Consider the following 18955-nt stretch of genomic DNA (forward strand, 5'->3'; position numbering starts at 1 on the left):
GAGCTAGGCCGACGATTTTGCGCCACCCCGGGGGTCTTGCCGCAAGCCCCCCAGTGCGCTATACGTTGTAAGTGGCAGGGAGAGTTCTCCCTGCCTCTTGTTTTACCCGGGCCCTCTGCCTGCTGATGGTCGGGTTCTGGTGCGCCCGGGTGTCAGTTCCCCGCGCCGCCCATGTTCTGCTTGCTGGCGTTCGCCCCGCCCAGCCCCTGCGCGAGCCCCTGCCCGGCCGCGCCACGCTCCAGCGCGCCGCGCTCCCCTGAGCCGCCTCGGCGCCGCAGCACGAGCAGGCAGGCGCCGATCACCACGGCGGCCACGACCAGTACGGAAACGATGAGCATGCGTCCCTCTTCCCCCGGTGGGTCCGGCGGGCCCACGATGTGGCCCGCCCATTGATCCGCATTGTCGCCCGCGCCCTGATCACGGGGCCAGTCTGGTTCCCGCCGGAATTTCCCTTGACCGGTAAGGAAGTTCGGCCCAGACCGTCTTGCCGGGGGTCCGGTCCTCGACGCATGGAGATCCACACGTACCCGCGGTTGATCACCGCTCCGGAAGAAGTCCGTGTACTGGCCGTTCGCTATCGGATCCTGCAAGCAGAGGCGCTCACGTCTCGTGATTCGCCGGCTCTGATCGAGAAGATGCTGGGAGACCAATGAGCACCGAGCAACTGAACTGGTTCAAGTCCAGCTACAGCAGCGGCGGAGGCGGCGAGTGCCTCGAAGTCGCTTACCACTGGCGGAAGTCGAGCTACAGCACAGGCGAGGGCGGCGAATGCGTAGAGCTCGCCACCTGCCCCCACTCCATCCACCTACGCGACTCCAAGAACCCCGAGGGGCCGACCTTCTCCGTCAGCCCCACCCCCTGGTCCCACTTCCTCACGTACGCCACATCCTGACTCGTCCTGACACGTCCCGACACGTCACTCAGTCCCGGGGAAGCAGCCACGCCGCCAACGCCGTGGTGACGCACAGAACCGCGCCCACGGCCACGAGCCCCGTACGCATCCCCGCGACGGAGAAGCCGGAGTCACCGCCACCGGCGAGCAAGGCGCCGAAGAGGGCCACGGACATCGCGCCACCCGTCTGGCGAAGGGAGTTGAGGAGCCCCGAAGCCGTACCGGCGCGCTCACCGGGGACACTGTCCATCAGCTGCGCCGTCAACGCGGGTACGCAGAACGCGCCGCCGAGCCCCGTCGGAACGACCAGGAGAAGGACGAGCCACAACGGCGTATCCGCGTTCAGCGGTACGAGGACGAACATGGCCAGGGCAAGAATCGCCTGGCCGAGCACGATGACCCGGCGCCGCCCGAACCGCTCGGCGGCACGGGGCGAGACGAGGTTGGTCCCCGTGATGAACGCGGCGAGCGGCACGAACATCAGGCCCGCCGCGACGCCCGACATGCCGCGCAGCTGCTGGTAGTAGAGGCCGAGGAGGAAGGTCACGCCGTAGAACCCGGCGTTGACCGCGAAGCCGACCGCGAGGGCGACACCGACCTGGCGCTGCCGCAGCAGGCCGAGCGGGACCATGGGCGCGGCGTGCCGCTTCTCGGCGATGCAGAAGGCGAATCCGGAGCCGAGGGCCACGGCGAAGGCGGCGAGTACGGGCACGCTCGTCCACCCCAGGTGCCCGCCCTCGATGACCGCGAACGCGAGCCCGGCGAGGGTGAGGACGGCGGTCGCCTGCCCGGCGAGGTCGAGGGGCGCGGGACGGCGGGGGGAGCGGGCGGTACGGGCGAGGAGTACGAGGATCAGCGCGCCGACCGGCAGGTTGAGGAGGAAGACGGAACGCCACCCGGCGCTCTCCGTGAGCACCCCGCCGAGGACCGGGCCCACCGCGACGGCCGCGGAACCGCCCACCGTCCACAGCGCGATGGCGCGGGCGCGGCGACGGGCGTCGTCGTAGGCCTGCCGGATCAGCGCGAGCGAGGCGGGCATCACGATGGCCGCGCCCGCGCCCTGGGCGACGCGGGCCGCGATCAGCGCACCGATGCCGGGCGCCAGGGCGCAGGCCAGCGAGGCGGCGGTGAAGAGCGCCACGCCCCAGACGTACGCGCGCCGCGCCCCCGCCCGGTCGGCGAGCGCACCCGCGGACAGCATCAGGGCGGCGAACATGAGGGTGTACGCGTCCACGGTCCACTGCAGCCCCGCCATGCCGCCGTGCAGGTCGGCGCGGATGTCGGGCAGCGCGATGTTCACGGCGGTGACGTCGATGGTGATGACGGTGAAGCCGAGGAGCGCGGCGAGGAGGGCGAGGGCGGGGGAAGAGGAGGTGCGGGGGCGCGGGGCGCCGGGAGCTGGGGGGCGGGGGGCCCGGACGGAGGGGGCGGAGAGAACGCCGGCGGACATGGAACTCCTACGGTGACGGGGCTCACGAGTCGCGGAGCAACGGGTGGGCGGGTGGGAAGCCGCCGCGGAGCGGCGAAGCACAGCCGTCGCGGAGCGACGAGGAAGGACGGCACGAACGGCCGGCCGCAACAAACGGCAGACGGCGGACGGCGACAAACGGCGGACGGCAACGAACGGCGGACGGCACCGGCCACCGCACCGCGGCCCGGTGACATCGCACCCCCTGGGTCACGGTGGCCGGGCCACCCGCACAACCCCCACTCTCCAGGGCGGCAGCCCCCCGTGGCAGGCCGCACCTCACCAGGGTCCCGCGTTCCTGGCCCTGACACGGCCCCCCACGCCGGAGACCCACCAGGGACAATGGCCGGATGACGGAAAGCACAGCGAGCCCGGCGGCCCCGACGGCCGCACCCGCACCGGCATCGGCACCCACGCCCGCGGCCGCCACCGGTACCGAGCTGGGCCGGTACCTCCGCGCCCGCCGCGCCAGGGTGACCCCGGCCGAGGCGGGCCTCCCTGCGGGCACGGGTCTGCGCCGCACGCCGGGCCTGCGCCGCGAGGAGCTGGCCACGCTGGCCGGTGTGAGCGTGGACTACTACACGCGTCTGGAGCGGGGCCGCGAGGCGAACCCCTCGCCCGCCGTCATCGACGCCCTCGCACGCGCCCTGCGCCTGACGGGCGACGCCCACGACCGGCTGCGCGACCTGGCCGAACTGGCCTCGGGCCGCCTCACGGAACCGCATCCCACGGCAGACCACACGGTCCGCGAGTCAGTGCTCCGCATGCTGGACGGGCTCGCCCCGCTGCCCGCGTACGTGGTGAGCAGGCACAGCTACATGCTGGCCGCCAACGCCCCCGGCAAGGCCCTGCTGCCCGGCCTGTGGGACTGGCCCGACGAGCAGCGCAACGTCGTGCGCTACCTCTTCCTGCACCCCATGGGCCGCGTCCTGTACCGGCCCTGGGAGGACACGGTCTCCAGGTCGGTCTCCCACCTGCGCGCGATCGGCGGCACCGACACCGACTCCCCGCAGCTGACGAGCCTGGTCGGCGAACTCCTCCTGAAGTCACCCGATTTCGCCCGCATCTGGGAGCAGTACGACGTCTGCGAGCGCGGCGGCGGCACCAAGACGTTCGAACACCCCAAGGTCGGCCCGATGACCCTCACGTACGAGGTGATGAAGCTGGCGCGCTCGGGCGACCAGCGCCTGGTGGTCTACCAGGCCACGCCGGACACCCCCGACGAGGCGGCGATGCTCCGCCTGGCCCCGCCCCGCTAGGGCCTGTCGTTCGGATCTGTCCGGGGTCGCGGGGCCTGGCACGCACATCTGCGGCGTTGTCGTCGGTTGCCAACGCTCCGCGTTGCCGCCCTCCTCCGCCTTGCAGATGCACGCACCAGACCCCGCTCGAGCCCCACCCAAGGCAAGGCCACCCAAGTCCGGCCTGATCCGAAACACAGACCCTAGGGCCCGGCCCGCCCCAGCCCAGTATCCGGCCCCTCACTCCGCCGCGCAGGAACTCCCGGTCCTGGGCGTCTCCCCGTACAGCAGGAACCCGTCCACCTTGTCCCGCACGCACTGGGACCCGAGGTAGCCGGTGTGCCCGTCGCCCTTGTTGTCCAGGACGACGGCCTGCGGTCCGAGCCGCCGCGCCGTCTCCTCCGTCCACCGGTACGGCGTGGCCGGGTCGCCCCGCGTGCCGACGAGCAGCAACTCGGGCGACTTCACGTCCCGTACCTCCTTGCGGATGTAGTCCGTCCCCGCGGGCCGCCCGAAGCACAGCAGCACCGGCATCAGCATCGACTTGCCGAAGACCGGCGAGGCCTCCTCGAACTCCTTCTGGAGCCTGCCGACCTCCTTCTCTATGTGCGCGGCGTCGGGCCGGTCGGGATCGTCGGCGCAGTTCACGGCCATGAGGGCGGCGGACGCGTTGTCCATGGGCACGTCCGGCCCGCCATGGCCGGGCACCACAGGCCGCGGTACCACCACCGGCCCCGGTTTCACCCCCGGTCCCGGCACCTGCCCCGGCTCCACCCCGCCCGGCAGCCCGCTGCTCATCCGCATCAGCGCCCGCGGGTCCCCGTCGGCGAGCAGCGCCCCGAGCGCCTGCGAGAGCGCGGGCCAGGCCTGCCTGCTGTACAGCGCCTGGGTGAGGACGCCGACGACGTTCTGGCCGGTGAACCGCTGGCCCTCCATGGACTGGAGCGGCATCCTGTCCAGGTCCTTGATGATCTTCACGATGCTGTCCCGTGCCGCACGGGAGTCGGTGCCGAAGACACAGCCGGCGTTCCCGGTGCACCAGGTGAGGAAGTGGTCGAGGGCGGTCTGGCGCCCTTCGGCGGTCGCGAGGGACTGTGCGGCGACGGGCTCGGTCAGCGTGTCCACGCCGTCGAGCGTCATCCGCCCGACCTTCCCGGGGAACTGCGCGGCGTAGACGGCGCCGATCCGCGTCCCGTAGGAGAACCCCAGGTAGTTCAGCTTCTTGTCGCCGAGGGCCTGCCGCATGACGTCCAGGTCACGGGAGACGTTGACGGTCCCCATGTGCGGAAGGACCGGCCCGGACCGCTCCTCGCACTCCTTGGCGACCTTGCGCAGCTTGCGCAGCACGGCGGCCGCGTCGCCCGCCCCCTCCGTGGTCGGATCGGGATTCCCCCCGGCGTCGCCACAGCTGACCGGATCGCTCAGGCCGACGCCGCGCGGGTCGAAGGAGACGATGTCATAGTCCTTGCTCAGGAAGCCGAACTCCTTCTGCGCACCGGCGAGCGCGGAGACACCGGGTCCGCCGGGCCCGCCGAAGTTCAGCACCAGGGACCCGCGGGGCTTGCCGCTCGTGCTGGACTTCAGCCGGATCATCGCGATGTCGACGGTTCCGGCGGCGGGCTTGGCGTAGTCGACCGGGACGGTCATGTGCCCGCACCGCAGGTCCTTGGTTCCGCCCGCGGCCTCCGCCATGGTCTCGGTGTCGCCCTTGCACGCGGACCACTTGATCTTCTGCGTGTAGTAGCGCGACAGATCCGGCCGCCCACCACCGTCAGCGGCGGCGGCCCAGGCCACGCCCGGCACGCCCGGCACGCCCGGCACGCCCGCGCCCGCTCCCGCTCCCGCTCCCGCTCCCGCGACGACCAGCACGGTGACACCGGCGATTGCACAAGCTCCACGCACGGCAACCTCCCAGCCTGTTGCCCCTCGCTCACCCTAAGCGGGCCCGCCGGGCCTCGCCCGTTCAGCGCAGGGCACCCGTAAGTACACGCCCACTACGCTGCGTAACACCTGCAACCTCGGGGCGGGCGCCTACCTCTCCAGAATCGCGGTGACCCCTTGCCCGCCCGCCGCACAGATGGAGATGAGACCCCGCCCCGGGCGTCCCCGCTCGGCGAGGAGCTTGGCGAGGGTGGCGACGATCCGCGCCCCGGTGGCCGCGAACGGGTGACCGGTGGCGAGCGACGATCCCGCGACGTTCAGCCGCGCCCGGTCCACGGCGCCGAGCCCACGCTTCTCCCAGGCGGCGAGCGTGGCGAGGACCTGCGAGGCGAACGCCTCGTGCACCTCCACGAAATCGAAGTCGCCGAGCCCGAGACCGGCCCGCTCCAGCATCCGGGGCACGGCGTACGCGGGCGCCATCAGCAGCCCGTCGTCGCCCCCGGCGACATCCCCGTGGACGAAGTCGACCGCCGCGCTCTCGCAGGCGGCGAGGTACGCGAGCGGTTCGAGCCCCCGGCTCCGGGCCCACTCCTCACTGCCGAGCAGAGCGACGGCGGCGCCGTCCGTCAGCGGAGTGGAATTGCCCGCGGTCATGGTCGCGCCGGGCACCCCGGTCCCGAACACGGGCCGCAGCCGGGCGAGCTTCTCCACGGTCGACCCGGGCCGCAGGTTCTGGTCCCGCGCGAGCCCGCGGAACGGCACGACGAGATCGTCCAGGAACCCCCGCTCGTACGCGGCCGCCAGCCGCTGGTGACTGAGCGCCGCCAGCTCGTCCTGCGCCTCACGCGTGATGCCCCACTTCCGCGCGGTCACCGCCGCGTGCTCGCCCATGGAGAGGCCGGTACGCGGCTCCGCGTTGCGCGGGATGTCCGGTACGAGGTGCCGGGGCCGCATCCGCCCCAGCGTGCGCAGCCGCCCGCCCACGGACGTGGCCCGCCGCGCCGCGAGCAGGGCCCGCCGCAGCTCGTCGTTGACCCCGAGAGGGGCGTCGCTCGCGGTGTCGGACCCTCCGGCGATCCCCGACTCGATCTGCCCGAGCATCACCTTGTTGGCGACGGCGACGACGGCCTGGAGCCCGGTGCCGCACGCCTGCTGGAGGTCGTAGGCGGGCGTACGGGAATCGAGGGCGGACCCGAGCACGACCTCACGGGCCAGGTTGAAGTCCCGGCTGTGCTTGAGCACGGCACCGGCGGCGAACTCCCCCACCACTCCCTGCCCTTGGAGGCCGTACCGCTGAACCAGCCCGTCGAGGGCGGCGGTCAGCATGTCCTGATTCGAGGAGGTCGCGTACGGCCCGTCGGACCGGGCGAATGGAATGCGGGTGCCGCCGAGTACGGCGACGCGGCGCACAGCGGGAAGACTCATGTCTCGACCAGCTCCTGACCCTTGAGTAACCTTACTCGGAAGTAAATTTACGACCGAGCTGGGAGTTGGACAATGGCCGACCGCTACCTGACCTTCACCGCCACCGCGCCCGGCCGCTTCCTGACCCGTCGCCTCGGCCTGCCCCAGCCGGCCCGGCTGCGCCGCTGGTCGCCGGAACGCCCGTCCCTGGGCGGCGAGTTGCTCCTGCTCACCGCGGGCGAGTCCTCGTACACGGCCGACCTGCCCACCCTCCTCACCTCGGCGGGCCACACCATCGCCCCAACGCCCGTGCGTCCCACTGCAGTTGTCCTCGACGCCACGGCAGTGGCCGACATCCGGACCCTCTGCGAGGTGCACGCGGCCCTGCACCCCGTGGTGCGCACGGTGGCGGACAACGGCCGCGTCGTGATCATCGGCTCCCCGCCGGACCCGGCCGACCACCACCAGGCCGCGGCCCAGCAGGCGTTGGAAGGGTTCGTACGTTCCCTCGCCAAGGAGCTCAACCGGGGCCGCACCGCCAACCTCGTCCGCGTCACGGGCCCGATCGCCACCGCCGAGCCGACCCTGCGCTTCCTGCTCTCCCCCAAGTCCGCCTACGTCACCGGCCAGGTCATCGAGACAGGCCCCACCGAGACGCTGGCCGCCCCCGCCGACTGGGAGCGCCCCCTCGCGGGCCGCACCGCCCTGGTGACGGGCGCGGCACGCGGCATCGGCGCGGCGGTCGCGGAGGTCCTGACGCGCGACGGCGCCGAGGTCGTACTCCTCGACGTTCCCTCGTCCCGGCAGGACCTGGCCCGCGCCGCTGACCGCCTGGGCGGCTCGGCGCTCCCGCTCGACATCACGGCGCCGGACGCGGGCGAGCGCATAGCCGCGGCGCTGCCGGACGGCCGCCTCGACATCCTCGTCCACAACGCGGGCATCACCCGCGACCGCAAGCTGGCCAACATGGCGCGGGACCGCTGGACCCCGGTCCTCGACGTCAACCTCGGCGCCGTCCTGACGACCACGGACGCGCTCCTCAAGGCGGGCGTCTTCGCCCCCGGCGGCCGGATCGTCGCCACGGCCTCGATCGCGGGAATCGCGGGCAACGCGGGCCAGACGAACTACGCCGCGAGCAAGGCGGGCATCGTCGGCCTGGTCCACTCCCTCGGGCCGCGGGCGCTCGCGGAGCACGGGGTGACGGTGAACGCGGTGGCGCCCGGCTTCATCGAGACGAAGATGACGGCGGCGGTCCCTCTCCTCATCCGCGAGGCGGGCCGCCGCATGAACTCCCTCGCACAGGGCGGACTCCCCGTGGACGTGGCGGAAACGACGTCATGGCTGGCGCAGGGCGGCGTGAACGCGCAGGTGGTCCGAGTCTGCGGCCAGAGCCTCCTCGGCGCGTAGACGGGTCCGAGTGGGTGGGTATCTCCCCCCGCCTTCCGTCTGCGGGCACGAACAGGCCCACCGCTTCGCGGCGGAGTGAGTGGGGACCTCCCCCGCCTCCCGTCCGCGGGTACGAACGGGCCCGCCGCTTCGCGGCGGATGTATCCCACCCACCCACCCGTTTGCCCCGCAACGCACGGCGGAGGTAGGGGCGGGAGCAGGGGCAGGGGCGTTTGCCCCGCAACGCACGGCGGAGGTAGGGGCGGGAGCAGGGGCAGGGGCGTTTGCCCCGCAACGTACGGCAGGACGGGGCCAGCCCCCACCGGGCCGCAGCCGCGTAACCGGCCGGAGGGGACGTGGGGGTATGTGCGAACGGAGCACCGAGCATCCTGTAGCCCCATTGTCCGGGCAGCGTGACGCAGGGATAGCGAGTACGCACATACCCCCGCGGCCCCGCCCCACAGACGCACCTCGCCCCAGCGAACCCGCACGAAACCCCACCCCAGCGCAGCCGCCAACAAACCCACGTCCCCGACCACGACCTCACGAAGGAAGACCATGCGAGCCCGAACTCCGCTCCCCCTCCCCCTTCTCCTGCTCCGCGCCGCCGCCCTCTCACCCCTCAAGCACCCCGGCGCCCACCCTCACGCTCCCCGAACCCGTCTCACCGCCACCCGCACCCCCGACCCCCGCCACCTCACCGCGTACAACACGGTCTGCGGCTTCGGCTTCCCCACCAACACCGGCACCAGCCCCGAAGAACTGCCCCTCACCTACCCCCACGTCCTCGCGTTCCCCCTGGCCATGCGCCTGATGACCGCCCGCGACTTCCCGCTCCCCCTCCTCGGCCTCGTGCACACCTCCATAGAGATCACCCAGTACCGCCCCCCGCACCCCTCAGAGAAGCTGGAACTCACAGTAGGAACGAGGCAGTTGACCCCCCACCGACGCGGCACAGAAGCGACCCTCACCACCCAGGTCACCTCCACCCGCGGCGAACTCCTCTGGCAGTCCGACAGCACCTACCTGGCCCGCCACAAGACACCACCCCAAGCCCCGAGCCCCACCCCAAGCCCCACCCCAACCCCAACCCCAGCCCCAGCCCCCACCCCCGCAGCCGGAACGCAATGGCACCTCGCCCCCGACCTCGGCCGCCGCTACGCCGCCGTAAGCGGCGACCGCAACCCCATCCACCTGCACCCGCTCACCGCCCGCCCCTTCGGCTTCCCGCGCCCCATCGCCCACGGCATGTGGACCTTCGCCCGCTGCCTGGCGGAGAACGGAGCGCAGGGTGCCGTCCGCGTCAGGGCGGAGTTCAAGGCCCCCGTCCTGCTCCCGTCCACGGTCACGTACACCGCCCGGGACCACACCTTCGAACTCCACGACCCCCGCACCGGAAAACCACACCTCACCGGCGAAACCAGCGAACCGCCGAGCCCCGCCTAACGCCCCCACAGCGCCCTCACGCGGGAGCCCAGCGCCGCCCCTCCATCAGGCCACCCAGCCCCGACCACGCGAAGTTCATGAGCGTCGCCGCCGCCTCCTTCGCCGAGACGGACCCCTCCGTGTTGGCCCACCCGGCCAGCGACTCCGCAGCGCCCACCAGCGCCTGCGCGAGCCCCGCGACCTCGCGCTCCGGCAGTGACGGGTCACCGTGCGCCGACCGCGCCGCCTCTGCGATCAGGGAGGTCACGAAGGCGACGATCTCCTCGCGCATGGCGGCGACCTCGGCCGCGAACGGTTCGCCCTGCGTCCGCGCCTGGCTGTGCAGCACGGCCCACCCTTCGGGCTGCTCGGCGGTGTGCGTGAAGAACGCCCGCAGCCCGTCCCACAGTTGGCGGTCGGCGCTTTCGCCGGAACCGGCGGCCCCGCTCGCGCCCTCCCGCACCGCGGCGACGAGCGCCGCGGCCTCCCGCCGGATGCACGCGCTGAAGAGCTCTTCCTTGGAGTTCAGATACAGGTACACGAGCGGCTTGGAAACACCGGCGAGCTCCGCGATCTCGTCCATGGACGCGGCCCGGTACCCCCGCTGCCCGAACGTCCGTACCGCCGCGTCCAGCATCTGCTGCTCCCGCACGGCCCGCGGCATCCGTTTCTGCCGCCGCTTCTCGCCCACCCCGGCCCCCGCCTCTCCACACTGTCCGTCCACACGTCAGCGTACGGTCAACGAGCCCGGAGGCGGGAACGACCGAAGCCCCGCCCCGGAATCGCTCCGGGACGGGGCTTCGACGTGACGACGCGACTCAGACCGCGGCAGGCACCTTCTCCGCCGAAGAGGAGGGCGACACCGAGGAAGCCGGGATCGACCGCGTCCCCTCGGCCTCGTCGTCCAGCTCATCCAGCTCATCCAGCGGCGACGCCGACGCGTTCTCGTACGCCTCCCGGTCGAGGATGTTCTCGCGGGCCGCGACGATCACGGGGACCAGCGCCTGGCCCGCGACGTTCGTCGCGGTGCGCATCATGTCGAGGACCGGGTCGATGGCGAGGAGCAGGCCGACGCCCTCCATCGGCAGGCCGAGGGTGGACAGGGTCAGGGTCAGCATGACCGTGGCGCCCGTCAGGCCCGCCGTCGCGGCCGAACCGACGACCGAGACGAAGGCGATGAGCAGGTACTCCTTGATGCCCATGTGCACGTCGAAGATCTGCGCGACGAAGATCGCGGCGATGGCCGGGTAGATGGCGGCGCAGCCGTCCATCTTCGTCGTGGCGCCGAACGGCACGGCGAAGGACGTGTACTCCTTCGGGACGCCGAGGCGCTCGGTGACCTTCTGGGTGATCGGCATGGTGCCGACCGAGGAGCGGGAGACGAACGCCAGCTGGATGGCGGGCCAGGCGCCCTTGAAGAACTGGAGCGGGTTGACCTTGGCGACGGTGGCGAGCAGCAGCGGGTAGACGCCGAAGAGGACCAGGGCGCAGCCGATGTAGATGTCGGCGGTGAACGTCGCGTACTTGCTGATGAGGTCCCAGCCGTAGTCCGCGATGGCGAAGCCGATGAGGCCGATGGTGCCGATCGGGGAGAGCTTGATGACCCACCACAGGGCCTTCTGGAGGAGGGCGAGAACCGACTCGCTCAGCTCCAGGATCGGCTGCGCCTTGTCGCCGATCTTCAGTACGGCGACGCCGGCGACGGCGGCCATGAAGACGATCTGGAGGACGTTGAGCTCAGTGAAGGGCGTGACGACGTCCGTCGGGATGATCCCGGTCAGGAAGTCGATCCAGGAGCCCGCGTGATCGGGGGCCTTGCCGTCCTTCGGGGTGAGGCCGGTGCCGGAGCCGGGGTTGGTGATCAGGCCGATGGTGAGGCCGATGGCGACCGCGATCAGCGACGTGATCATGAACCAGAGCAGCGTGCGGGTGGCCAGCCGGGCGGCGTTGTTGACCTTCCGCAGGTTGGTGATCGACACCAGGATCGCGAAGAAGACGAGCGGCGCGACCGCCAGCTTCAGGAGCCCGATGAAGGTGTCGCCGACCTTGGAGAGGGTGGTGACGAGCCAGTCGACGTCCTGGTTGCGGGCGATCCAGCCGAGCAGGACGCCCAGGACCAGGCCGCCGAGGATCTGCGCCCAGAAGGGGATCTTGAGGAACCCGGGTATTCGGGATCCGGACCTGGGCGTCCCGGGCGGCCCGGGAGTCTCGGGAACCTCGGAGTTCTGGGGATTCTGGTGCTCGCCTGCCTGGTCGGCGGGCGTCGCGGAATTCGCGGACACGGACACACTCCGGTGAGGAAAGTCAGGGGGAGGGGGACGTACGGGAGCGGCGACCGCGAAGGGTCAGCGGGCCGCTGCATCGGGGGTCACGTTCAGATGTGACAGGCCGCGGACATGCAGCGGCAGAGATCGACATGCAGGCGCGCCACGAGCGGGACGCTCATGGCGTTGTGGTGCGCTGCTGCTGTCTTCATGTCGAACACGTTAACACTTGAGCTTTGAGAACATCAAAGGACTTGTTTGAGGTAGCGCCATGACAGCGACCCCAAGCAGCACGAGGCAACACAAAGAACCCCGGTTCCGGAGCGATGCGCTCCGGAACCGGGGTTCCCAGAAGTGTGCGACGTGTGCGACGTGCCCTGCGAGGCAGGCCCGCGACGCCCGCGAGCCGTCCGCGCCCGCGTCCGCCTACGAGCCCTGCGCCTGCGCGCGACCCTTCGAGCCGTTGGAGCCCTTCGCCTGCGAGCGTGCCGCGTCGTCCGCCTCGTCCTCCTGGGTGCGGTTCGCCTCCAGGTTGGCCTTGGCGCGGTCCACGCGGGCGACGACCTCGACCGAGGCGCGGTCGCGCTCCTTGCGCAGCGCCACGAAGCTGATGGGCGCGGAGACGACCAGCGAGAGCAGCAGCACCCAGAGCAGGTTCGAGTCGCCGAGGCCGCGCGGCAGGATCTCGGAGTAGACGAGGCCCCAGACGACCAAGAAGCAACCCACGAAGATCCCGAGGCGCATCAGCGTGTAGCGGAGCATGTCAATCCACTCTTCCGTTCCGAAATGAGCCCGAGCTGGACGAGCCTCTCCAGTGAAGCATGAGAGGGCTCGTCCCCGGCAAGGGGGTTCAGCCCCGCAGCCGCCTGCGGTTCAGACCCGCATCCGCCTGCGGTTCAGACCCGCATCCGCCTGCGGTTCAGACCCGCATAGCCTGCGGCGTCTCGCGCAGCAGCGGGTCGGGACCCTCGTACTCGCGGATCGCCTCGTAGCGCGTGTTCCGCTCGACCGGGCGGAAGCCCGCCTCGCGGATCAGGTCGAGCAGGTCCTCGCGGGTCAGCTTGTTCGGGGTGCCGAAGTTGTCCGCGTCGTGCGTGATCTTGTACTCGACGACCGAGCCGTCCATGTCGTCGGCGCCGTGCTGGAGGGCAAGCTGCGTGGTCTGGAGGCCGTGCATGACCCAGAAGACCTTGACGTGCGGAACGTTGTCGAACAGCAGGCGCGACACCGCGAAGGTCTTCAGAGCCTCGGCGCCGGACGCCATCGTGGTCCGCGCCTGGAGGCGGTTCCTGACCTTGCCGTCCTGCATGTCGACGAAGTCGTGCTGGTAGCGCAGCGGGATGAAGACCTGGAAGCCGCCGGTCTCGTCCTGGAGCTCACGCAGGCGCAGGACGTGGTCGACGCGGTGGCGGCGCTCCTCGATGTGGCCGTACAGCATCGTGCACGGGGTCTTGAGACCCTTCTCGTGCGCGAGGCGGTGGATGCGCGACCAGTCCTCCCAATGGGTGCGGTGGTCGACGATGTGCTGACGGACCTCCCAGTCGAAGATCTCCGCGCCGCCGCCGGTGAGGGACTCAAGACCGGCCTCGATCAGCTCGTCGAGGATGTCGGACGCCGACATCCCCGAGATCGTCTCGAAGTGGTGGATCTCGGTGGCGGTGAAGGCCTTCAGGGAGACGTCCGGGAGCGCCTTCTTGAGCTCGCTCAGCGAACGCGGGTAGTAGCGCCACGGCAGGTTCGGGTGCAGGCCGTTGACGATGTGCAGCTCGGTGAGGTTCTCGCCCTCCATCGCCTTGGCGAGGCGGACGGCCTCCTCGATGCGCATCGTGTACGCGTCCTTCTCGCCCGGCTTGCGCTGGAACGAGCAGTACGCGCAGGACGCGGTGCACACGTTCGTCATGTTGAGGTGACGGTTGACGTTGAAGTGGACGACGTCGCCGTTCTTGCGCGTACGCACCTCGTGGGCGAGGCCGCCGAGCCAGGCCAGGTCGTCCGACTCGTAGAGCGCGATGCCGTCCTCGCGGGACAGCCGCTCGCCGTCCCGGACCTTCTGCTCCAGCTCGCGCTTGAGACCTGCGTCCATGACCTCGCCCTTACCTCTCCCAGCGACCTACGATCCGCGACCCGCCGACGGCGACCTGCGACAAACTCCCGCCAACCGTACGCCTAGGACTCTTCCGGCAGCTCCCCGACCCGGTTCTCCCACTTGGTCGAGAGCACGATCGTCGTCCGCGTGCGGGAGACGCCGCGCGTGCCGCTGAGCCGGCGGATCGTCTTCTCCAGGCCGTCCACGTCCGTGGCCCTGACCTTGAGCATGTACGAGTCGTCGCCCGCGATGAACCAGCAGTCCTCGATCTCGTGCAGGTCCTTCAGGCGCCGTGCCACGTCCTCGTGGTCGGCGGCGTCGGAGAGCGAGATGCCGATGAGGGCGATGACGCCGAGTCCGAGCGAGGCGGAGTCGACGGTGGCGCGGTAACCCGTGATGACACCGGCCGCTTCGAGGCGGTTGATCCGGTCCGTGACGCTGGGCCCGGAGAGGCCGACGAGCCGCCCGAGTTCGGCGTACGAGGCGCGGCCGTTCTCCCGCAGGGCCTGGATGAGCTGCCTGTCCACGGCGTCCATAGGTGCGATGCCTTTCATTATTCAGCGATACCGCGAGTCTATGTGTAGAATCTAAGGCGCAACAGGGTTTGCACCCCGCAAATCTTTCTCGAACTCAGCCGATCAGCGATGATCCTTCAGACGATCACTCAGGAGTGAGTCACCCGTGTACTCGATCGAGATGGCCTACGCCCGGATGCGCGAGCTTCAGGACCTGGCCAACCGCTCGCGTGCCCACAAGCCCACCTCCGCGCCGAAGGGCGGCCTGCTCAGGAAGCGCGCCGCCAAGAAGCGCTAATCCCCCCGGGAGCCAGAGCCACCTCCGGATCCGGAACCGAGCTCTCCCTCCCACCGGCGGTACAGGCTGTGCGGCACCCGTGCCGCGTCGAGCACCCGCCCGGCGACGAAGTCCACCAGATCCTGGATGTGCGTCGCCCCCGCGTAGAACGCCGGAGAGGCGGGCAGCACGATCGCGCCCGCCTCGTCCAGGCTCACCAAGTGCTTCAGCGTCTGCCCGTTCAGCGGCGTCTCGCGTACGCAGACCACGAGCCGTCGGCCTTCCTTCAGCGTCACGCTCGCCGACCGCTGCAGCAGGTCCTTCGAGAGCCCGAGCGCCACCCCGGCCACGCACGCCGTGGACGCCGGCACGATCAGCATCCCCTTCGTCGCGTATGAGCCCGAGGACGGCCCCGCCGCCAGGTCACCGGCGGCCCAGTACCGCACGTCGGACACGTCCGCGTCGAACACCCCCGGCTTGCCGTCCGCGCCGCGCCCCAGCCACTGCCGCAGATCGTCCCGCCAGTGCGCGTCCCGGAACGCGATACCCGTCTCATCCAGCAGCGTCAGTCGCGACGCCCGGGACACGACGAGGTCCACGCTCTCCCCCGCCGCGAGCAGCGCACGCAGCACAGCGGCGGCGTACGGAGTGCCCGAGGCACCCGACACCCCCACGATCCAAGGCCTACGCGGCGTATCTCCTGGGTTCACGCTCTGCAGCCTATCCGTCGGTGTTTCAGACGCTGAGTCCGCGTACGAGCAGATCGAGCAGCGCGCAGGCGAACAGGGCTATCCCGATGAAACCGTTCACCTGGAAGAAGGCGCGGTTGAGGCGGGACAGGTCGTGCGGCTTCACGATCGAGTGCTCGTAGACGAAGGCACCGGCGACGACCGCGAGGCCGAGCCAGAAGAACGCGCCGGCGTCGGTGGCCGCCGCGTACCAGACGAGGAGCGCCGTCGTCACGAAGTGGCAGGCGCGGGCGCCGCGGATCGCCGCCGGGATGCCGAAGCGCGCGGGCACCGACAGCACGCCGACCTCGCGGTCCGTCTCCACGTCCTGACAGGCGTATATCAGGTCGAAGCCGCCGATCCAGATGCCGACCGCGAGGCCGAGGATCACGGCCTGCCAGGACCACTCGCCGGTGACGGCGAGCCAGGCGCCGATCGGGCCGATCGCCTGGGCGAGGCCGAGGATGGCCTGCGGGAAGTTCGTGAACCGCTTGCCGTACGGATAGACCACCATCGGGATCACCGCGACGGGGGCGAGCGCCAGGCAGAGCGGGTTGAGCAGGGCCGCGGAGCCGAGGAAGACGACGAGCGCGATCAGCGCGCCGGTCCACGCGGACTTCACCGTCACCGCGCCCGTGACGAGTTCGCGGTGGGCGGTGCGGGGGTTGCGGGCGTCGATCTCGCGGTCGATGATCCGGTTCGCGGCCATGGCGAAGGTCCGCAGGCCCACCATGCAGACGGTGACCAGGAGCAGCCGCCCCCAGTGGATGTTCTCGTCGAGGCGGAACATCGCGGTCAGCGCGGCGATGTAGGCGAAGGGCAGCGCGAACACCGAGTGCTCGATCATGACGAGGCGCAGGAAGGCCTTGGTGCGTCCCGGCTGCGGGAGCGCGGCTGATGCTGAACTCACGAGAGTCCGTACTCCTTCCAGCGACGGTCGACCTTCGCCGCCGTGTCCGGGTCGGACTCGACCATGTCCGGCCAGCCCCCGTCCCGGGTGTAGCCCTCCTCGGGCAGCTTCTTCGTGGCGTCGATGCCCGCCTTGCCGCCCCAGAACTGCTGGTAGGAGGCGTGGTCGAGGTGGTCGACCGGGCCTTCGACGACGGTCAGGTCACGGGCGTAGTCGGTGTTGCCGAGCGCGCGCCAGGAGACCTCGTGCAGGTCATGGACGTCGCAGTCCTTGTCGACGACGACGATCAGCTTGGTCAGCGACATCATGTGGGCGCCCCAGATGGCGTGCATGACCTTCTGGGCGTGCTTGGGGTACTTCTTGTCGATCGAGACGATCGCGCAGTTGTGGAAGCCGCCCGACTCCGGCAGGTGGTAGTCGACGATGTCCGGGACGATCACCTTGAGGAGGGGCAGGAAGAAGCGCTCCGTGGCACGGCCCAGCGGGCCGTCCTCGGTCGGCGGGCGGCCGACCACGATGGACTGGAGCAGCGGCCGCTTCCGCATCGTCACGCAGTCGATCTTCAGCGCGGGGAACGGTTCCTGCGGCGTGTAGAAGCCCGTGTGGTCGCCGAAGGGGCCCTCGGGCAGCATCTCGCCCGGCTCCAGCCAGCCCTCGATGACGACCTCGGCGTGCGCGGGCACCTGGAGCGGGACCGTCTTGCAGTCGACCATCTCCACGCGCTTGCCCTGGATGAACCCGGCCAGCATGTACTCGTCCATGTCACCGGGGAGCGGCGCCGTGGACGCGTACGTCACGGCGGGCGGGCAGCCGAACGCGATGGCGACGGGGAGCTTCTCGCCCCTGCGGGCGGCCACCTGATAGTGGTTGCGGCTGTCCTTGTGGATCTGCCAGTGCATGCCGATGGTGCGCTTGTCGTGACGCTGCAGCCGGTACAGGCCGAGGTTGCGGACGCCCGTGTCGGGGTCCTTGGTGTGCGTCAGACCCAGGTTGAAGAAGGAGCCGCCATCCTCGGGCCAGGTGAAGAGCGCGGGCAGCTGCTCCAGGTCCACGTCGTCACCGGTGAGGACCACCTCCTGCACGGGGGCGCTCTCCGACTTGACCTTCTTCGGCGGTACGTGCGTCATCGCGCCGAGCTTGCCGAACGCCTCGCGCACGCCGACGAACCCGTGCGGCAGCTCCGGCTTGAGCAGACCGCCGATCTTGTCGCTGATCTCGCCGTACGACTTCAGGCCGAGCGCCTTGAGCAGGCGGCGGTCCGTCCCGTACACGTTCATGGCGAGGGGCATCGCCGAGCCCTTGACGTTCTCGAAGAGGAGCGCGGGGCCGCCGGCCTTCTGGACCCGGTCGGTGATCTCGCCGACCTCCAGATACGGGTCGACCTCGGCCTTGATGCGCTTGAGATCGCCCTCGCGGTCCAGTGCCCGGAGCAGGGAGCGAAGATCGTCGTAAGCCATGCGTTCCAGTATCCGGCACCGGCTACCCTGGCCCCGTCACCGGGGGGCACGCACAGCTCCCGCCGCCACCGCTTGGGGGATCGCGCCACCATGCTCAGGTATCTGCCGTTCCTGCTGGTCCTGGCGGTGTGGATCTATGCCTTCATCGATGTCCTGAACACCCCCGAGAAGGAAGTCAGACACCTGCCCAAGGTGGTGTGGGTCATCATCGTGCTGCTCTTCGGCGAAGTGCTGCTCGGCCCCATCGCCTGGCTCGTCACGGGCAAGGTGCGGCATGCGCCCGGCGCGGGCGGCGGCATCGCGGGACGGGGCCGCGGGGGCAGCACGCGGTGGGTGGCGCCCGACGACAATCCCGAGTTCCTGAAGTCCCTGCGGGACGAGGACCCGGACAAGAAGCGGCGGGACCAGGGCGACGAGGGCTGACCGCGGGCTCGCACGGGCACGATGACAGGCATGAGCAGCGCATCCCGCATTCCGACGGTCGATCTGCGGCCGTGGCTTTCCGGCGCCCCCGAGGCCCGCGCGCGGACGGCACGGACCGTCGACGAGGCCCTGCGCACGGCCGGGTTCCTCCTGGTCACCGGGCACGGCGTCGACCCGGACCTGCGCGCGGCGATCCGCTCGTCGGCCCGTGCCTTCTTCCACCTGCCCGAGCGGGCGAAGCGGCCCTACGCGGTGTAGGTCGGCGGGCCCGCACACCGACTTCGGTACGGTGACGGTCCTCGACCGGGAGGCGGGGCGGGGCGGGCTCCAGGTCTTCACGGACGAGGACGGCTGGCAGGACGCGCCGTTCGACCCGGCGGCCCTCACGGTCAACATCGGCGACCTGATGGCACGCTGGACCGGCAACCGCTGGCAGTCGGGCCGCCACCGCGTCCTGCCCCCACCGGCCGCCCTGCCCGCGGAGGAGCTGATGTCGCTCGTCTACTTCTACGAGTGCGACCCGGGCACGGACGTCCGGGGCATCGACTCCCACGCGTACCTGCGGGGCCGGCTGGACGCGATCACGGTGGAGCAGTAACCG

Annotated in this window: 18 protein-coding genes and 1 pseudogene; 7 read left to right on the forward strand and 12 right to left on the reverse strand. The window is 70.8% G+C overall.

Going from position 1 to position 18955, the window contains the following annotated elements; genetic code table 11:
- Positions 1-152 precede the first annotated feature (152 nt).
- On the reverse strand, positions 153-338 hold the full coding sequence (locus ACFVYR_RS16855) for a hypothetical protein (RefSeq protein WP_384250730.1): 186 nt from the start codon (positions 336-338) through the stop codon (positions 153-155).
- Positions 339-649: 311 nt separating this feature from the next.
- Between ACFVYR_RS16855 and ACFVYR_RS16860 the strand changes: the two genes are divergently transcribed.
- Complete coding sequence (locus tag ACFVYR_RS16860; RefSeq protein ID WP_384250733.1) at positions 650-892, forward strand: DUF397 domain-containing protein; 243 nt, start codon at positions 650-652, stop codon at positions 890-892.
- Positions 893-920: 28 nt separating this feature from the next.
- Here the strand turns inward: ACFVYR_RS16860 and ACFVYR_RS16865 are convergent, their stop codons facing one another.
- A complete protein-coding gene (locus ACFVYR_RS16865) occupies positions 921-2342 on the reverse strand; it encodes an MFS transporter (RefSeq protein WP_384250736.1) in 1422 nt (473 codons plus the stop codon).
- 368 nt (positions 2343-2710) lie between these two features.
- Between ACFVYR_RS16865 and ACFVYR_RS16870 the strand changes: the two genes are divergently transcribed.
- The gene (locus ACFVYR_RS16870; RefSeq protein WP_384250739.1) at positions 2711-3619 is read left to right on the forward strand and encodes a helix-turn-helix transcriptional regulator; all 909 of its coding nucleotides are present in this window, start codon (positions 2711-2713) and stop codon (positions 3617-3619) included.
- A gap of 219 nt (positions 3620-3838) precedes the next feature.
- On the opposite strand, the gene ACFVYR_RS16875 is transcribed toward ACFVYR_RS16870, so the two are convergent.
- A complete protein-coding gene (locus tag ACFVYR_RS16875) occupies positions 3839-5500 on the reverse strand; it encodes an alpha/beta hydrolase (RefSeq protein WP_384260554.1) in 1662 nt (553 codons plus the stop codon).
- 129 nt (positions 5501-5629) lie between these two features.
- Positions 5630-6904, reverse strand: a complete 1275-nt coding sequence (locus ACFVYR_RS16880) for an acetyl-CoA C-acetyltransferase (RefSeq protein ID WP_384260551.1) — start codon at positions 6902-6904, stop codon at positions 5630-5632.
- 72 nt (positions 6905-6976) lie between these two features.
- Here ACFVYR_RS16880 and ACFVYR_RS16885 point away from each other — a divergent pair, with 72 nt between their 5' ends.
- Together ACFVYR_RS16885 and ACFVYR_RS16890 are read left to right on the forward strand one after the other, a co-directional pair.
- Positions 6977-8290, forward strand: a complete 1314-nt coding sequence (locus tag ACFVYR_RS16885; protein ID WP_384260548.1) for a 3-oxoacyl-ACP reductase — start codon at positions 6977-6979, stop codon at positions 8288-8290.
- Between the two features lie 537 nt (positions 8291-8827).
- A complete protein-coding gene (locus tag ACFVYR_RS16890) occupies positions 8828-9715 on the forward strand; it encodes a MaoC family dehydratase (protein WP_384260545.1) in 888 nt (295 codons plus the stop codon).
- Between the two features lie 16 nt (positions 9716-9731).
- Here the strand turns inward: ACFVYR_RS16890 and ACFVYR_RS16895 are convergent, their stop codons facing one another.
- The 5 genes from ACFVYR_RS16895 to ACFVYR_RS16915 form a co-directional block, all read right to left on the reverse strand.
- The gene (locus tag ACFVYR_RS16895) at positions 9732-10358 is read right to left on the reverse strand and encodes a TetR/AcrR family transcriptional regulator (protein WP_384260566.1); all 627 of its coding nucleotides are present in this window, start codon (positions 10356-10358) and stop codon (positions 9732-9734) included.
- 154 nt (positions 10359-10512) lie between these two features.
- On the reverse strand, positions 10513-11976 hold the full coding sequence (locus ACFVYR_RS16900; protein ID WP_384260542.1) for a dicarboxylate/amino acid:cation symporter: 1464 nt from the start codon (positions 11974-11976) through the stop codon (positions 10513-10515).
- 408 nt (positions 11977-12384) lie between these two features.
- The gene (locus ACFVYR_RS16905) at positions 12385-12720 is read right to left on the reverse strand and encodes a DUF4229 domain-containing protein (RefSeq protein WP_384260540.1); all 336 of its coding nucleotides are present in this window, start codon (positions 12718-12720) and stop codon (positions 12385-12387) included.
- Positions 12721-12877: 157 nt separating this feature from the next.
- Positions 12878-14041, reverse strand: coding sequence for an aminofutalosine synthase MqnE (gene mqnE, locus ACFVYR_RS16910; RefSeq protein ID WP_384260537.1), 1164 nt, complete (start codon positions 14039-14041; stop codon positions 12878-12880).
- An 83-nt stretch (positions 14042-14124) separates the two neighbouring features.
- Positions 14125-14580 carry an Lrp/AsnC family transcriptional regulator gene (locus ACFVYR_RS16915; protein ID WP_384260563.1) on the reverse strand — a complete coding sequence of 152 codons (456 nt, stop codon included), beginning with the start codon at positions 14578-14580 and terminating at the stop codon, positions 14125-14127.
- Positions 14581-14725: 145 nt separating this feature from the next.
- Between ACFVYR_RS16915 and ACFVYR_RS16920 the strand changes: the two genes are divergently transcribed.
- Positions 14726-14857 (forward strand): hypothetical protein, encoded by a 132-nt coding sequence (locus ACFVYR_RS16920; RefSeq protein ID WP_384260569.1) that lies wholly within the window; start codon positions 14726-14728, stop codon positions 14855-14857.
- Here ACFVYR_RS16920 and ACFVYR_RS16925 read toward each other — a convergent pair.
- The 3 genes from ACFVYR_RS16925 to ACFVYR_RS16935 are packed head-to-tail and all read right to left on the reverse strand — an operon-like array spanning position 14854 to position 17931.
- Positions 14854-15546, reverse strand: coding sequence for a UbiX family flavin prenyltransferase (locus tag ACFVYR_RS16925; RefSeq protein WP_384260534.1), 693 nt, complete (start codon positions 15544-15546; stop codon positions 14854-14856). The two genes, ACFVYR_RS16920 and ACFVYR_RS16925, sit on opposite strands and share 4 nt — an antisense overlap.
- 25 nt (positions 15547-15571) lie before the next feature.
- Positions 15572-16474, reverse strand: a complete 903-nt coding sequence (mqnP, locus tag ACFVYR_RS16930; protein WP_384260531.1) for a menaquinone biosynthesis prenyltransferase MqnP — start codon at positions 16472-16474, stop codon at positions 15572-15574.
- Positions 16471-17931, reverse strand: coding sequence for a menaquinone biosynthesis decarboxylase (locus ACFVYR_RS16935; RefSeq protein WP_384260527.1), 1461 nt, complete (start codon positions 17929-17931; stop codon positions 16471-16473). The genes mqnP and ACFVYR_RS16935 overlap by 4 nt, the downstream gene beginning before the upstream one ends.
- Before the next feature lie 90 nt (positions 17932-18021).
- Between ACFVYR_RS16935 and ACFVYR_RS16940 the strand changes: the two genes are divergently transcribed.
- Complete coding sequence (locus tag ACFVYR_RS16940) at positions 18022-18354, forward strand: PLD nuclease N-terminal domain-containing protein (RefSeq protein WP_384260525.1); 333 nt, start codon at positions 18022-18024, stop codon at positions 18352-18354.
- Between the two features lie 30 nt (positions 18355-18384).
- Positions 18385-18952: pseudogene (locus ACFVYR_RS16945) on the forward strand (2-oxoglutarate and iron-dependent oxygenase domain-containing protein).
- Positions 18953-18955: the final 3 nt, after the last annotated feature.

It is taken from the genome of Streptomyces sp. NPDC058284, assembly GCF_042881135.1.
Taxonomy (GTDB): domain Bacteria; phylum Actinomycetota; class Actinomycetes; order Streptomycetales; family Streptomycetaceae; genus Streptomyces.